12 protein-coding genes are annotated in these 15,923 nt (G+C 46.9%); 7 read left to right on the plus strand and 5 right to left on the minus strand.

Going from position 1 to position 15,923, the window contains the following annotated elements; all coding sequences use genetic code 11:
* Positions 1 to 69 precede the first annotated feature (69 nt).
* The 5 genes from QMD03_03805 (at position 70) to QMD03_03825 (ending at position 7,285) form a co-directional block, all read left to right on the plus strand.
* A complete protein-coding gene (locus QMD03_03805) occupies positions 70 to 3,246 on the plus strand; it encodes an AAA domain-containing protein (GenBank protein MDI6776356.1) in 3,177 nt (1,058 codons plus the stop codon).
* 181 nt (positions 3,247 to 3,427) lie between these two features.
* On the plus strand, positions 3,428 to 5,011 hold the full coding sequence (locus QMD03_03810; GenBank protein MDI6776357.1) for a hypothetical protein: 1,584 nt from the start codon (positions 3,428 to 3,430) through the stop codon (positions 5,009 to 5,011).
* Positions 5,012 to 5,292: 281 nt separating this feature from the next.
* Positions 5,293 to 6,033, plus strand: a complete 741-nt coding sequence (locus QMD03_03815) for a ubiquinone/menaquinone biosynthesis methyltransferase (protein MDI6776358.1) — start codon at positions 5,293 to 5,295, stop codon at positions 6,031 to 6,033.
* A gap of 89 nt (positions 6,034 to 6,122) precedes the next feature.
* On the plus strand, positions 6,123 to 6,623 hold the full coding sequence (locus tag QMD03_03820; GenBank protein ID MDI6776359.1) for an LOG family protein: 501 nt from the start codon (positions 6,123 to 6,125) through the stop codon (positions 6,621 to 6,623).
* Positions 6,624 to 6,796: 173 nt separating this feature from the next.
* The gene (locus QMD03_03825; GenBank protein ID MDI6776360.1) at positions 6,797 to 7,285 is read left to right on the plus strand and encodes a zinc ribbon domain-containing protein; all 489 of its coding nucleotides are present in this window, start codon (positions 6,797 to 6,799) and stop codon (positions 7,283 to 7,285) included.
* Between the two features lie 91 nt (positions 7,286 to 7,376).
* Here QMD03_03825 and fdhF read toward each other — a convergent pair whose 3' ends face one another.
* The 4 genes from fdhF to QMD03_03845 all read right to left on the minus strand — a co-directional run bounded on the left by fdhF (position 7,377) and on the right by QMD03_03845 (position 12,974).
* Entirely contained in the window at positions 7,377 to 10,046 is a 2,670-nt protein-coding gene (fdhF, locus tag QMD03_03830; GenBank protein MDI6776361.1) for a formate dehydrogenase subunit alpha, read from the minus strand.
* A gap of 226 nt (positions 10,047 to 10,272) precedes the next feature.
* A complete protein-coding gene (locus tag QMD03_03835) occupies positions 10,273 to 10,584 on the minus strand; it encodes a type II toxin-antitoxin system RelE/ParE family toxin (GenBank protein ID MDI6776362.1) in 312 nt (103 codons plus the stop codon).
* Entirely contained in the window at positions 10,565 to 10,849 is a 285-nt protein-coding gene (locus QMD03_03840) for a type II toxin-antitoxin system Phd/YefM family antitoxin (GenBank protein MDI6776363.1), read from the minus strand. The genes QMD03_03835 and QMD03_03840 overlap by 20 nt, the downstream gene beginning before the upstream one ends.
* Before the next feature lie 172 nt (positions 10,850 to 11,021).
* On the minus strand, positions 11,022 to 12,974 hold the full coding sequence (locus QMD03_03845) for an FAD-dependent oxidoreductase (protein MDI6776364.1): 1,953 nt from the start codon (positions 12,972 to 12,974) through the stop codon (positions 11,022 to 11,024).
* A 369-nt stretch (positions 12,975 to 13,343) separates the two neighbouring features.
* Between QMD03_03845 and QMD03_03850 the strand changes: the two genes are divergently transcribed.
* Entirely contained in the window at positions 13,344 to 13,757 is a 414-nt protein-coding gene (locus tag QMD03_03850) for a GNAT family N-acetyltransferase (GenBank protein ID MDI6776365.1), read from the plus strand.
* A gap of 8 nt (positions 13,758 to 13,765) precedes the next feature.
* Positions 13,766 to 14,683, plus strand: coding sequence for a phosphatidylglycerol lysyltransferase domain-containing protein (locus QMD03_03855; GenBank protein ID MDI6776366.1), 918 nt, complete (start codon positions 13,766 to 13,768; stop codon positions 14,681 to 14,683).
* A 76-nt stretch (positions 14,684 to 14,759) separates the two neighbouring features.
* Here the strand turns inward: QMD03_03855 and QMD03_03860 are convergent, their stop codons facing one another.
* Positions 14,760 to 15,794 (minus strand): DUF362 domain-containing protein, encoded by a 1,035-nt coding sequence (locus QMD03_03860; protein ID MDI6776367.1) that lies wholly within the window; start codon positions 15,792 to 15,794, stop codon positions 14,760 to 14,762.
* Positions 15,795 to 15,923 lie beyond the last annotated feature (129 nt).

Here is a 15,923-nt window from a genome sequence, read left to right on the forward strand (position 1 = left end):
CAAAATGCAGCGTAGCTGCATTTTGCTTATCGGGCGCCATTGTTTTGCTTGCAGCGTATCAAACTGACTTTGGAAAACGAACCAAACAGAATGACACACAACAATAATTCACTTCCGAGGGATGCCGCAGGTCTCGCATCCTGGTTTGCCGAAGGCGTGCGTAGTGAAGTGTCTGCACTTGAGAAAAACGGTAACGCTCAAAGCTATGAGCTTCTTTCGGGCAAACTCATCCAGGTTGTGAGTGCTACCAAAGCTATCTATCATTTTATCATCGCAGATGGTACTCGAATACCAGAGGACTCTACAGGCAAACTCAAGACTGCAAGTGAGGAGTACGCAGCAGCGGTAACCGGACAACAGCTGAACCGAATTGACGTCTGCATAGAAGGTACACCGCTACCACCTGGAATCCATCGGGCTATGCTCGTTATTGACGATACGGCATTACTACGACGCCTTGCTGAGGTGCTTGAATCTCAATCGGCGAGACCGTCCAGTATTGGTTCACTAGCAACAACGGTCTTTCATCCTCAACACGCAAGCGTACGTTTTGCCACATTGCCCAGTTCAACTTCACTCGTCAAGCTATCAGGGCAGAATCGACGCATAGTTGAGCAAGCCTGCGGTTCATCCGTGACTTTCATCTGGGGCCCGCCGGGAACGGGCAAAACTTACACAATTGCCTATCTCGTCACAGCGCTCATTGAGGCTGGAGAGAGGGTTCTCGTCTCTAGTCACACACATGCGGCGGTTGACCAATCCCTTTATGAGGCGGTCAAATCTGAGACGAACAAAGCTGGCCCACTTGCAGCTCATCCTACCGTAACTGCTGGCAAGGTGCTTCGTATTGGGCTAACTCCCGACCGAAAAATTCCTGATAGTGTAAGACTCGATAAAGTAGTGGACTGTAGGGCACGGAGCCTATTCTCGGAAATCGCTCGGCTGGAAGCCAAAGCTAAGCCGCTTGCTGATAGACGTGCCATGTATCAAGCACAGATTTCCGAGTGGGATATGCTTTCCGAGTTTACAACACGTTTGAACTCATCAAGAGAGACCATTAAGCAACTCGAAACGCAGATACTCCAGTCCGAGTCAGCACTCAGCGTATATAAAGAACTCCTAAACCAACGACGTGCAGAGCTTGAACGAGCACAACGTGCTTGGTTTCGCAGAACGATGAAAGTCGAACGTGCTACTCGAGCGTTACGTGATGCGGAAAGTCAACTTCAAAAGGCTGAGACGGACCGTACACTGTTGCAAAACGAGGTTGAGAAAAAAGTGCGATTGGCTAAAGAGATCGAATCTGCATTGCTCAGTCAGCAAGTTGTATGTGAAAAGCTTTTGCCGCGACCGATTATTGAAGGGGAACTGTCAACCCTCGCAGTCGAACTGAATCCACTTGAAGAGAGAATCCGCTCTCTTCAAGATGAGATTTCCCAACTTGAACAGAAGACCATTGCCGAAGCTCGTGCCATTTTCTGTACGCTGACAAAGGCTTACACTGGAAAAGAACTTGACGGACAAGTTTTCAACGCAGTGATTGTAGACGAAATCTCTATGGCTCTCCCGCCATTGATCTTTCTTGCGGCAGGGCGTGCGACCTCTCGTGTAATCCTTGTTGGCGACTTCCTTCAACTTCCCCCAATCGTTCGAAGTGACACCGAAGTTAGTAATGTACGCCTTGGCAGAGATACCTTCTACCACGCCGGGGTTGCGCGAGATTTGAAGCCCGCCGAGAATTGTCCCGTTCTGACGAAGCTTGAAGTTCAGCGGCGAATGGTTCCGGACATTGCTGAGGTTGCCCGTCATTTAGTCTACAGACAAGCTGGCCTGGTGTTAGATGATCATGACAAAGTCAAGAACCGGCCTACGCCACAGTGGCTGGATTTTCTTCCATTAAAACCTCTTCTCATTGTTGACACCGCTGATTTGCACTGTTGGTCTGGAAAGCAACCCGGAAGTCTCAGCCGCTTCAACTTCTACTCCGCAACTGTCGCAGTTGAAGTTGCGGCATTGGCTGCGGCAAAATTACCAAAGCCACCTGAACCACCACCAATTGGCATCGTCACACCGTTTGCCGCGCAACGTCGGCTTCTCTCAAAACTTGTAAAAGACATGGGATTGGAACAATGGGTCGTCGCAGGCACAGTCCACACATTCCAAGGTGGGCAAGCCGACCTAATCATCTTCGATTCAGTATTAGATGAGCCATATTGGGCTGCCCGCCTTTGCACCCCGAGAGATATAAATCTCGTGAACGATGTAAAACGACTTCTAAATGTCGCTGTTACTCGGGCAAAAAACAAATTTGTCCTTATCGGTTCCTCCGAGTGGCTGAACAAGCATGCCATGCCTGCGAGCGGTCTCGGCCAATTGTGGGAGTTCTTAAAAGACCACGCAGACCTAATTTCGGCAGTCCAATTAGTTAAACTTGAAGCATTTCAACGCATATTTGATCGTTTCGTTCATGAAACAGGATGGAACGTCCCGCCGATTGAGAGAGGGTATGCATTCGAACACCTCGATGAGGAGTCATTCTTCCCGCGCTTCTCAATGGATCTCAATGCCGCATCAGACTCCATTTTTGCCTTGGCACCCTATTTCGGCGAATATCGCTGGCCAAGAATCGAGCCACTATTCGCTGCAGCACTTGCCCGAGGTGTAAAGGTAACGATTGTGACACCACCCTTGACTGAGGTTCATAACAGAGGATATGTCGAAGGGGTTATCAAGCACCTTCGAAGCCGCGGCGCTGTTGTTGTAACAGCAAGTGGAGTTCACGGGAAGGATGTGATAATCGACGAACGTATTGTGTATACTGGCAGTATGAATTGGTCGAGCAACCGCGGTCGCTCTGAGGAAATTCACAGGCTACTTGCCCCTGAATACGCAGAGATTTGTCTGAATCTCATGCAGGCAAAACATATCCGTCAGGCAGCAGTCCATGAGGACGGAGCTTCTCGTTCCTGCCCGATATGCGGCCATCCGACCCAAGTTGTTAATCAACGTCAGCAACACGGTATGTGGGATCATCAAGCAATGAAAGTTGGGTGTACAAATCCTAACTGTGAAGGTTATCTGAGAGATATAGATGAACGACCACCTTTTCGGAAAGCTCCTTTGTGTCAAGTTGACGGTCGAACCAGTTACCGAATAGTTCAACGAGGGAGAGGTAAGGTATGGCAATGCCCAAAGCATCCAAGAGATTGTAACACTAAAAAGGTTGTGCCTGGCGACCCAGAATAGTCTCTTTACCCGATAGGCTAAGACCCAACTGAATGTCCGAGGCAGATAGACATAGGGACGGTCATCAATCGAATCGCAAAACAACGGCAGCTAACACAGGCTAAAAGATTGACATCCAAATGCTTCACACTTCTTTTAGCCTTGAACGAGGGGCAGGAAATTGTGGTTAAATGAGGGAAAAATGAAAGAAAAACAGAACCGTTCCCTTTATTCACTTTTGAGTATTGTTGTATATCTTCTTCGTAAATTGGGAACGGGTATTGTGGTAATGGCTGTTGCGTTTGCTATTGGTCTCTGGAGCAGCGGGCCCAAAATTGCCCTATCTTCAGAGGACAGGGAAGTTCAGGGCGTCTTCCCCATGCCCTCTGTTCAGATAGAGCATAAGGAAGACAATAATTACCAGAAAAAAACCTCTCCATCAATTAAGAGACATAAATGGCAGACCTATAAAAATGAAAAATGCGGCTATGAAATAAAATATCCTGAAGGCTGGGAAGTAGTAGAGGCAAAACCATGGGTCAAAACCGGTTGGGCTGGAGATGTCCTATTTGATAATGAGATGCAGAAGGTAACCTTTCTGGAGAAAGACTATGGTAGTTGGCAGGGGGAATTTCAGATAGCAGTTATATCAAATCCTGAAAACGTAAGCCTTGCGCAATGGATTGGGAAGAACGAACCAACGGACATTTCAGGTGGAAGTTTAATACAGAAAATATCGGCGGTAAGGCTAAATGGGAAGCCCGCAAAAAGGCTCTCTATCTTTGGATTTGACCACGAGGGGATTAACATTGTCGCACTTTATAGGGGATACATCTATTCCATCGATTTTACAGGAAACAATCCCAGTGATCGAGAGTTAAAGAGGCATAAGCAGATTTATGCGCAGATACTAAGGTCTTTCCGCTTTATTAAAGTCAGTGCACAAAAGGTAAAGGATTCCGAGGATAAGGTATACACGGTCGGGGAATTAAGCGAGATTATAAATAAAAATCCCGAGAACCCAAAAAATAGAGAAATCAGGCTTAAGGCTTTTGTTATGGAAGATATGCGTGCCAGAACATCCAATCCCGAAATAACCAAATGTGCCAACTACTTTATCCTGATTGATTACGATAAAGACCTTGTGAAAAAATATGACGAGGCAGCCTATCATGAAAAACAGGAGATGCTGAAAAACATCCCTGTAATATTGAGCGGTGAAGTGCCACTGTCGCCGAGGACTACCAGAATCTATCCCACGCAGTACGGTATTTATATCGGACATTTTTATGACAAAAAGGCTATGGAATGCAAAGAGGGGCTTAAAAGATTCTTAATTACAGACAAGATGGAAGAGCTGCCGATTCAATGGTACATGACATCAAAATCAGAGACGATAAACAGTGGGGCGGTCATTGCCTATGGAAGATATATAAAACCGCTGTATAGTGTAGAAATGAAAAATTATCAAATCACAATTAACGGCGTTTTATATGGTCTCCGGACGTCGCCGGAATTTAGAAATCGCTGGACCGACAAACAGACCGTTCAGTATTATGACACCCTCGTGAATGTACTGAAACAAAGCAAAACGGTTAGATTCGGTAGAAATTTCGCAAGGTTTTATCTCTTTCAACTTTCCAACAGAGATATTGAACAAATCAGCAAGATACTCAGAAGTACTAACCCTGACAGTTTAAAGAAGGCTGAACTAGCAAAAGCCCTCCAGGAAAGCCATTTATCGGATGAAGAATTCAGGGGATTCATTGAAAACTGGGAGAGGTGACTAAATTAGGAAAAACTGAAAATGGTGAAAAGGGGACGGTTCTATTTATTGATTGCCCGCAACGGCAGATAACATGACACAAAAGGCTAACGTCCAAACCCTATGGGGCTTCTCTTGTGCCAAAAATGACAAGCAAAATGCCGCTATGCCGCATTTTGCTTGTCGGGCGCGGGCTACGCCCGTGATCGCCCGACTACTTCCAGATGGCTTCTGGCCATAATTAGAGAACATCTTATCAAATGATGCAGGATATTCGGGAGCGTATTACGGAGTACAGGTGAATGAAAAGAACATATCCTTCAGTATCGGAAGCAACGGAAGACGAACATATAGTCATGGTTAAGGATATCTTCAGTACCGTTACCGGTAAATACGACTTCCTCAATCATTTCTTAAGCCTTCGGCGCGATATCGCATGGCGTCGTTTTACCGTAAAGCAGATGCGCTTCTTTGAGACCAGTCGTTTCCTTGATGTGGCGTGTGGAACCGGTGATCTTGCTATCGCTGCCGCCTCCCTCTATCCGCACATCCACGTGACAGGGCTTGACTTTGTAAAGGAGATGATCGGCCAGGCATGCCGGAAGGTTGAAAAAAGACACCTCTCTCAAAATATCCGGTTTATTAAAGGTGACGCCCTCAGCCTCCCTTTTGTTGCGTGCAGTTTTGATGTCGCCGGAATTGTTTTTGGCATCAGGAATATTCCAGACAAGATGCAAGCACTCAGGGAAATGACCAGGGTCGTGGTACCCGGCGGTCAGGTAATGGTACTGGAAATGATACTCCCCCGCCATACACTGTTACGTTGTGTTTACCGTATTTACCTCCGTAAAATACTTCCCTCGCTTGCGCGGTTATTTTCCTCAAACCCTGCTGCCTACTATTACTTAGCTGACTCCATTATGAATTTCCCCACGCCGGATAATTTTTCCGTACTCATGGAGGAAACCGGTCTCACAAAGGTAAAGACATGCTCCCTTACTATGGGCATTACTTATCTTTTCATCGGAATCAAAGCGAAATAGGGACAATTTGCCGTCTGTTCCCTGCGAAAATTTCGAAGAAACCGGTACCATGATTATTACAGATTAAGACCATAGAAAAGGAAAGCCCTATGCCAAAAATTTTAGTTTCCAGAAAACCATTTATTATCGGGGTAATGGGAAGTCATGAAGATGACAATGCTGTTGTGAACGAAGCCCGGCATCTCGGAGAAGCCATTGCCAGGCGGGGTTATGTTTTGCTTACAGGCGGAGGGCCCGGTTTAATGAAGGCAGTTTCTGAAGGAGCCTACCGGGCCGGTGGCCTCGTTCTCGGTATCCTTCCCAATGAGAGAAGCACCCCTCTTCATGAGTACCCGAACGAATTTGTTGACATCGCCATCTATACGGGGATGAATGATGCCAGAAATGTAATCAATGCAAAGACACCTCATATCTTAGTAGCCTTAAGCGGTGGTGCAGGCACCCTATCGGAAATCGCTCTTGCCTTACGAGCCGGAACGCCGGTGATCGGACTCCATTGCCCTTCTTTTGCAGTTCCGTCAGATTCCGATTTTACCGCCGTTAACACAGTTGAGGAGGTTCTTGAGAAAATTGATAATATTCTGGGGTAATTACAAAAGTCTTGAAATTAAAATGTAGCCGCAAACTTTAGTTTGCGTGTTCTCTTTGTTTTCAATATGTTACAAAACGCAGGCTAAAGCCTGCGGCTACCAGAATTAGACTTTTGCAATTACCCCTTCTGACAAGAGAAAGGGAAGATTGAATTTTTTAGCGAGGTCAGGCAATGCCAATCTATGAATTTTACTGTAAAAAATGCAACACAGTTTACAACTTTTTCTCCAGGTCCGTCAACACCCAAAAGGTCCCCCACTGTCCGAAATGCAGAGCAGTCAGCTTAAAACGCCAGATGTCTGTATTTGCCAGGGTTTCAGGAAAAAAAGATGAGGTAAGCGATGACCTTCCCCCCATTGACGAAGCGAAGATGGAAAGAGCAATGGCCATGCTGGCCGGTGAGGCAGAGAAAATCGTCGAAGGCGACCCCCGTCAGGCAGCCATGCTGCTCAGGAAACTCTCTGACGCCACGGGTCTTAATCTGGGGCCGGGAATGGAGGATGCCCTCTCCCGTATGGAAAGGGGGGAAGACCCTGAGAAGATCGAAGAGGAAATGGGAGATTTACTGGGAGAGGAAGAACCTTTTCTCCTGGAGGCCAGGACAAGAAAGGGGAAGAAACGACCAGAGCCACGTGTTAACGAAACTCTTTATGACCTATAGTATACTTAGGAGTCAGAAGTCAGAAGTCAGAAGAAAATTATTTTCATTCTGACCCCTGACTTCTGACTCCTGACTCCTGATATGCATGTCTTCACGCCTTTTCCACCTTAACTGCACACACCTTGTACTCGGGAATCTTCGCCACCGGGTCAAGGGCATTTATCGTGAGCATGTTTGCCGGCGATTCACTGAAATGAAAGGGAACAAAGATAACCCCCCTGCCTGGTCGTTCACTTATCAAGGACTTTACTTTGATATCCCCGCGGCGGGATGCGATACGGACAAACTCACCGGAGCCGATACCCAGATGCACGGCATCATCCGTGTTTATCTCCGCGAGAAGCTCAGGATAAAGCATATTGAGTCCTCTCCCTTTACGGGTCATTGTGCCGGTATGGTAATGCTGCAATACCCTTCCTGTGGTAAGCAAGAATGGGTACTCCTTATCCGGCAGTTCAGCGGGTGGTTTGTAATCAATGGCAAAGAATAGCCCTTTCCCCCTCACAAATTTTTCTGTATGGAGGATCGGTGTTCCCGGATGGTCTTCATCGGGACAGGGCCAGAAAATACCATCCCCTTCAACACGCCGGTAAGTTATACCGGCATAGCTCGGAGTTACCCTGCGGATCTCGTCCATTATATCCTCTGGACATTTATAACCCATCGGGTACCCCATCCTTCCGGACAACTCAGAGATTATCCGGTAGTCTTCTCTCGCCTCCCCCGGTGGAGAGATAACCTTCCTTACACGCTGGACCCTTCTTTCAGAATTTGTGAAGGTCCCTTCCTTCTCGGCGAAGGATGCGGCAGGAAGGACAACATCGGCGTATTTCGCCGTCTCTGTGAGAAATATATCCTGGACCACGAGAAACTCCAGCGATTTTAGGCAATGTTCTATATGATTCATATCCGGGTCAGACAGGAGCGGGTTCTCACCCATGATATATATCGCCTTTACCTTCCCCTCTTCGGCAGCGCTAAACATCTCGGTAACTGTAAGTCCTGGTGCGCGGGGGAGATTATTCACACCCCATGCCTTTTCAAACTTTTCCCTCGCTTCCTCACTGCTAACCGGTTGATAGCTTGTAAAAACATTGGGCAGGGCGCCAAGGTCACATGCCCCCTGAACATTGTTCTGTCCCCGGAGGGGATTGACCCCTCCCCCTTCAACGCCGACATTGCCGCAGAGCATGGCCAGATTTGCCAGGGATTTGACAGTGTCCGTCCCCGTTATATGCTGGGTAATGCCCATCGTATACAAGATTGACGCCGGTTTTGCCTTCCCGTATGTGCGGGCTGCCTCCATTAAATCTGAAGCTGGTATACCTGTAATATCGGAAACATACTGGGGGGTATATTTTTCGACAGCGGCCTTGAACTCGTCAAAACCTTCTGTTCTCTCCTTTATATATTCAGATGCCTGCAAATTCTCTTTAATAATAATATGCATAAACCCGTTGATCCAGGCAATATCGGTACCCGGTTTCTGTCTGAGCCAGATATCTGCATAGTCAACTAAATCTATCTTTCTTGGATCTACAACGATTAACTTTGCCCCTTTTCTTAGAACCGCCTCTTTTATGTAGTTGGCAAAGATCGGGTGACATTCCGTGGTATTGCTTCCCGTTACTAATATGACCTCCGATTTCAGGACATCGGCGATGGGATTTGTCATCGCCCCACTGCCAAATGATGCGGCAAGACCTGCCACCGTAGAGGAGTGTCAAAGCCGGGCACAGTGGTCTATGTTGTTTGTTCCGATAACCGCCCGGAGGAACTTCTGCATGAGATAGTTCTCTTCATTGGTACACCGGGCGGAAGAGAGACCGGCAATTGCATCCCCTCCATTCGCGGCTTTAATCTTACTCAATCTTTCTGCAACCAGATCCAATGCCTCGTCCCAGGTAGTCTCGTGAAATTTCCCCTCCCGTTTAATAAGAGGCTTTGTAAGACGCTCCTCGCTCCCGATGAATTCATACCCGAAACGCCCCTTGACACATAAACTACCCTTATTTATTCCGTCACCATCTTTTGTCGTGATACCGATAATCTTGTTATTCATCACATTAAGTTCAAGCTGACAACCGCATCCACAGTAGGCACATGTGGTCTTCACACGATTTACCATCCAGGTGCGCCCCTTGTACCGGCTCAGATTTTCCGTCAAGGCCCCGGTGGGACAAACCTTGATACATTCACCACAGGACTCACACTTCTCCTTATTTATCGGAGATATACCTGCTTCATAGCCTGAGCCGACAATATCAATAGCTCCTAACGCCTTTATATCCCGGCAGGCGGCGACGCAGCGCAGACACATGATACACCTGTCCGGCCAGTAGCGGATGAGAGGGGTGGCATAAATCGCCTCCCGCACCTTTTTCTCCGCCTGGTAGTCTGCGGTCTCTATCTCAAACTCATATACCAGATCCTGGAGCGAGCATTCTCCACCCTTGTCACAGACGGGACAGTCAAGGGGGTGGTTGACCAGCATCAATTTGAGGGTCTCCCTTCTCATCTGTTGCAGACGTTCGGAATTTGTGACCACCTTGATGCCTTCTACAACAGGCGTCGTGCATGCCGTCATGGGATGAGGCAATCCCTCGATTTCTACCACGCACATCCTGCATGAGCCTATGGGGTTTAATCGTTTATGATAACAAAGGGTCGGAATCTTGATCCCTGCCAGTTTTGCCGCATTCAGGATTGTAGTACCTTCCTTTACTGTAATCTCCCTTTCATCAATGGTTAGATTAACCATCTTTACCCCTCTTTTATATTAAGATTTTTTTTTGACAAAACGATATAAAAACACTCCTGCTACAATCAAAAAGATAATAGGAAAGTGAGCACTATTAAGTCTTTCCCCTTTCTTCTTTTTTAAGGCAATTAATTTTACCTAACGTGTGCGGCACAGACGACGCCAATGGTTCCGAGTCCTCCGTTTGTGCCGTTGTTATCTGAAGTTGGGCTCATACCATTTCCGTCTATTTTTCAAATATTTTTAAACTCAACAACCGAGCGCCGTAAATGACTCGCATAATAACTACCCTTAACCCGTCAATTCTAAAGATAGTTCTGTAATTGCCATAGATAATATGCCGATATTCTTTTCCTAATTCCCGTGATTCAGGGATAACCGGACACCGCAAAGGAAATTGTTCTAATGAATCAATTTGACGTTCTATTTCCTTAACTAATTTAGCTGCCGCAGCCTTGTTGTCAGATGCGATGTATTGGAAAATCTCCTGTATGTCCGATTCAGCAATTGCAGTAATCTCAACCCGATATTTTTGCACTATCTTTAAACTCTTTCAAAAAGTCCCGTGCTTCTCGGACTCGACCCTCCTTCAGATCGGCTTCTGCTTCAGCCAACAGCATACCAAGATTCAACGATTTTAACTTTTTCTCAAAAACCTCTACGTCCAGTAAAACAGCATCAGGCTTGCCATTGACAGTAACAATAATGGGGCGGCCAGTATGGTGCATTTGTCTAAAAATTTCATTCGTCTTTTTTTTCAGGTCCGAAACCGATTTTATGTCTTCGGAAATACTTAGAGACATTATAAATCACATCCTTTCTAATATTATATTTGATATTTAGTATGATACCATAAAAGAATTTAAAGTCAAAGCATTTTGCGTATCGGGCTCACATCCTCACCTGGTGCGGATATTCTACCTTCTCCACCATTGACAATTTTTGTCATATATCATTCCCTACAGATTTTTTGTGTTAAACTGCTACCATCCCCACCCGGTAACATCTCAGGCAACGATCTGCCTCGGCTCTTGCTTCGAGAAAATGGTATCCTTTTTCTACTTCGGCAAATGTTTGCTTTCTCTCTTCCGGGGGAAGCATCGGGAGGTGTAATCTCTTTCTTCCCCCTAAAAATCCTATCTCCTCCGTGGGATCGAAAACTTTGACCTCCGCCAGGAGCCTGTCAAAATAATCGTCATCAGTAGTCTCTAATTCCTTACCATTTATAAAACGGTCTATATTAGCCGCTGCTCTTCTCCCGCCTGCACAGGCACTGACAAGTGCGGAAGGACCGGTTACACAGTCACCGGCAGAAAATATCCTGGGATTGCTTGTCTGCATGGTAAACTCATCTGCCACCAGTGTGCCTTTTCTCGTTGTTTTTACGTCATCTTTACCTTCCAGAAAGGTAAGATCAATAGCTTGCCCTATCGCGGGAACCAGAATATCACAATCTATCATGAATTCTGATCCCTCCACAGGAACGGGGCGTCTCCGCCCGCTTTCGTCCGGTTCACCCAACTCCATGCGGATACACTCGACACCGATTACCTTTCCCTCTCTGGTGAGCATCTTTTTAGGATTGGTCAAATAATGAAATTTTACGTTTTCCTCCTCGGCATCTTTGATCTCCACATGATCTGCCGGCATTTCTCTCTTCGTTCTTCGATAAACAAGATTGACGTCGTCTTTCCCGATGCGGAACGAAGAGCGCACACAGTCTATGGCCACATTCCCACCGCCTACCACAACCACCTTTTTCCCCTCCGGGTAAGGATCAATCCCCATGTTAATTTCCTGAAGATACTGAATACCGGGAATGAATCCCCTGTATCCCTTATCCTCTCCCTCCACTCCCATGGCAGTACCGGCTTGCGCCCCGATACCGATGAATATTGCATCACTTTCCTTTTCTATCTCAGAAAATTTAATGTCCTTTCCCACCACTGTATTGTATTTTATGGTAACACCCATCTTTTGAATCTGTTCCGCCTCTAAGCCGAGGATATCCCTCGGGAGACGATAATCAGGAATACCCATTGCCGCCATCCCGCCTGGTTCCCCAAATCTCTCATAAATCGTGACCGCATGCCCCCTGAGCGCCAAATGATAGGCACAGGTCAGTCCCGCAGGTCCCGCCCCAATAATGGCAACTTTACCCGTTTTCTCCGACGGTGTTTGTTTAAACGACAACTTTTTCTTCTTTTCCAAGTTATCGTCCGCCACAAAGCGCTTGAGATGTTTTATGGAGATCGGTTCATCCAGAATCGTTCGACGACAATGCGTCTCACATGGTCTTACACAAACTCTCCCCACCACGCCGGGAAGGGGGAGCTTCTCCACAATAGTGTTCAGTGACTCCTCGAATTTTCCTTCCTTTATACATTCTACATAGCGAGGGATATCCAAATGGATAGGACAGGCATCCATGCAGGGGGCGGTAAGTTTATAGTGATAGCTGCCTTCTGGAATGGGATTCTTGTCCCGTATTGCCCTCTTAAAATCTTCAGCAAATAATTTTACCGCATCTAAAAGGGGAACTGTTCCGGTTTGTCCCAGGTTACATTTTGAACCTTCCCGAATAACTTCCGCGACCCGGACAAGGGCATCAATATCCCCATCCTCGCCGTTTCCCTTACAGATCTTTGTCAGGGTATCTGCCAGGACCATGGTGCCGACACGACAGGTAAAACATTTACCGCAGGATTCACTCTGCACCGCTGTTATGTACGCCTTGCACAGGTCAACAATATTCACGTCCCGGGATCTCAATATAATGCCGTACCAGCCAATCAATGCCCGAATGTCTTCCTTCCCTGCAAATTGCGAGGGTAGTGAAATCCCTTTAATTTCTTCATAGTTCTCAGGTTCCTTACCCCTGTTATCTACAATTTCTCCCCCCCACGAGCTGAAAAAAACATCCGTCATTATCTTCCCCCCATTTAACTTTCAAAGTTTTAATCTCTCAGGGTCTAATTCTCCGAAGCAAGCTTCGTTATGAGGAATGCAGTGTACCTTGAGATACCCCGCAGCTTGCTGCGGGGAGGTTCATTAAATGACAGTTTTTTATATTAGAGATGAAATAATTGTCAAGGAAAATATGGAGATTGCAGGGACGACCCTATTTTGGCTTGACATTTTCTGAGGGTTTTAATAAAATTAATCCACACTCAGGATAGCAAGGATAATAGCTCAGAATTACCCTCACCATGTAACCCAGAGAGGAACAAAAAGGGGCTTTCATAATGGACAGATGTTAGCATGGACAGATCTTAGCATCACTGTCAAATGGGCAGTATGGTAACTTATACATTTATCGTAGACCCGAGTCCAGATCAGATCAGGCAGATTACCGCTATGTACCGCATGGAGGGGTGGTGGTCGAAGGATACCGACGACCATGACCTGGTTGCACGTATCACCGCAGGCAGCCATTGCTTCCTTGTGGCCATGGAAGGAGGTGAAATTATCGGCATGGGCAGGGCCATCAGCGACAGGGCAAGCGATGCCTATATTCAGGACATAACCGTTCATCGCTCCCGCAGAGGTCAGGGAATAGGCACAAATATCCTGAAAAAGATAGTCACACGTCTGCATGCAGACGGCCTGCGATGGATAGGCCTGATTGCAGAGAAAGGTTCGTTTGATTTTTATCACCGCCTTGGATTTAACCAGATGCCGGATGCAACTCCCATGCTCTTAAAAAAATGACCACAAAATTGAAACCTTTAGAACCCTTCGATTATCATAACCTGAAACGATTTGTTAAAGGACAGACTAACAAACTGGCCGCTTATTCCCTTCCTTCCATCATCGTATGGAATAACGATATATGTCAGCCGTTTTATGCTATTGAAGATAACACCCTCATCTTCTGCACCGAATCAGCCAAACGCCCCGAGAATCGCCATCTGATCCTTCCCATCTCCCCTGGTCGGGAGTTTTCACCAGGGGATCTCCATAACCTTGCCCGCCAATTAGGATTTACAGAATACTGGTTTATACCGGAAGACTACATGGAATATCATGGCCGTCCCGAGGTTGAATCATACTTCGAAATGATTGAGCAGACGGAATATGAAGATTACGTATTTCTTACAAGAGACCTTGTCCAGCTCAAAGGCCGGCAGTACGCGAAGAAGAGAAATCTCATCCACCAGTTCACAAGGGAGTACCTTGAAACCGGCAGGGTAGAGATGGGAAAAATTTCTTCGTCCAATATCGGGAATTGTCTCGATTTCCTCGAAAAATGGTGTGAAGATTACCCCTGTGACAGCAGCGATGAGGAGGAGAATTTGGCCTGTGAAAAAAAGGCGGCGATCAATATGTTAAACAACATAGAAGTCCTCGAAGTGGATGGGCTTCTCATCCGTATTGATGGTATCGTAAGCGCCTTCGGTATATGTACCCATCTGAATGATAACACAGGTGTCCTGATCTTTGAGAAGGCATTTTCCCACATCAAAGGACTCTATCAGTTCCTGGACCGTGAATGTGCCAGACAACTTTTTACAGGATATGAATACCTTAACAAGGAAAGCGATATGGGAATTGCCGGTCTTGCCCAGGCTAAACAGTCCTACCACCCTATCATGCGGGTAAAGTCCTATCGCCTTAAAATGAGAGTAAGCGTTTAGCGGTCAACTATCAGCGGTCAGCGGTCAGGAAGGAGCCGAAAGCTGATAGCTGACCGCTGATAGTTGATAGAGTACTTTATCCGCCTCTGGCAAAGAAGCCGGTTTCCCTGGCGTAATCGAACTGCCTTTGCCAGGGGATATGCGGATGGGCTTTATTAAAGACTTCCGCTCCTACAAGTCTTAGCGATTCCGCATCAACAGTCACCGGGTGGTACCCCCCGACAAAACCTACATCCGGAAATATCACAGGATTTTCTCCGCTGAGACAGTCACAGTCCGCGGTTATGTTGAGCAGGGCGCTGATGAGGGCACTCTTGTCCTTGATGAGTTTCCATACTGCCGCCGCTGTCTCAACCAGTTTCTCCTGAAAAACCGTATCATCAGTATCCCATAAGATTTTGAGTGCAACTTCAGGACAGAGGGCGATACACTGAGCACAGCCGATACATTTTTTAAGATCATAGGTCGGGTACCCGTCATCGGCCAGCTGTGCCGCGCCGGCAGGACAGGAATCGTAGCAGACTCCACACCGGACGCATTTGTCCCGCATAAGAACGGGATGGACGTCTGAGTGCATCCGCTGTTTCTGGGCGCGTGATGCAAAGCCCATGGAAATATTCTTGACGGCGCCTCCAAAACCGGCTGCCAGATGCCCCTTGAAGTGAGAAAAGATCACAAATCCATCAATCTTTTCCACGAGCGAAGCGACCTGGACTGTTTCAAAATGCTTGAATCCCGCCGTTATATCCACCACGTCCCTGCCATCCATGCCATCGGCAATCAGAACAGGGCAGCCGAAATATTCTTCCGTATAGCCATGTTCTTCTGCCGTTTTTAATGCATCTTTCCCTGTACGTCGCCCACCTGAATAGAGAACCGTCGTGTCAAAAACAAAGGGCTTCGTTCCCTGTTTCCGAAGCCAGCGCACAATTTCCCTGGCATAGACCGGCGGCAGGAAACTCCGATTCCCCCGCTCCCCCCAGTGCAGTTTGATCCCTACCCTATCTCCTCTGGCAAAAGGTGGTTTTAATTGACCGAGAAGAACACGGAGAGATGCTACATATCCCTCCGGTGAACCGCCGATCTTCTGAAACAGAACATCAGTCATCATGGAAATAATTTTCTTCTGGCTCCTGGATTCTGACTTCTGGCTTCTGACTCCTGAGTAGTTGCACAGCCATAATAAATATATTACAGCATTTGTCTCATGGCGAGAAATTCCTCCCCTCATGACTGTTTC

The sequence above is a fragment of the Syntrophales bacterium genome (assembly GCA_030018935.1).
Classification (GTDB): Bacteria; Desulfobacterota; Syntrophia; order Syntrophales; family CG2-30-49-12; genus CG2-30-49-12.

Bases quoted from the DNA above. Each gene is read 5' to 3' on its own strand.
- QMD03_03810 (MDI6776357.1), top strand. From the start codon at position 3,428: ATGAAAGAAAAACAGAACCGTTCCCTTTATTCACTTTTGAGTATTGTT.
- QMD03_03815 (MDI6776358.1), top strand. From the start codon at position 5,293: ATGAAAAGAACATATCCTTCAGTATCGGAAGCAACGGAAGACGAACAT.
- QMD03_03820 (MDI6776359.1), top strand. From the start codon at position 6,123: ATGCCAAAAATTTTAGTTTCCAGAAAACCATTTATTATCGGGGTAATG.
- QMD03_03825 (MDI6776360.1), top strand. From the start codon at position 6,797: ATGCCAATCTATGAATTTTACTGTAAAAAATGCAACACAGTTTACAAC.
- QMD03_03840 (MDI6776363.1), bottom strand. From the start codon at position 10,849: ATGTCTCTAAGTATTTCCGAAGACATAAAATCGGTTTCGGACCTGAAA.
- QMD03_03845 (MDI6776364.1), bottom strand. From the start codon at position 12,974: ATGACGGATGTTTTTTTCAGCTCGTGGGGGGGAGAAATTGTAGATAAC.
- QMD03_03850 (MDI6776365.1), top strand. From the start codon at position 13,344: ATGGTAACTTATACATTTATCGTAGACCCGAGTCCAGATCAGATCAGG.
- QMD03_03860 (MDI6776367.1), bottom strand. From the start codon at position 15,794: ATGATGACTGATGTTCTGTTTCAGAAGATCGGCGGTTCACCGGAGGGA.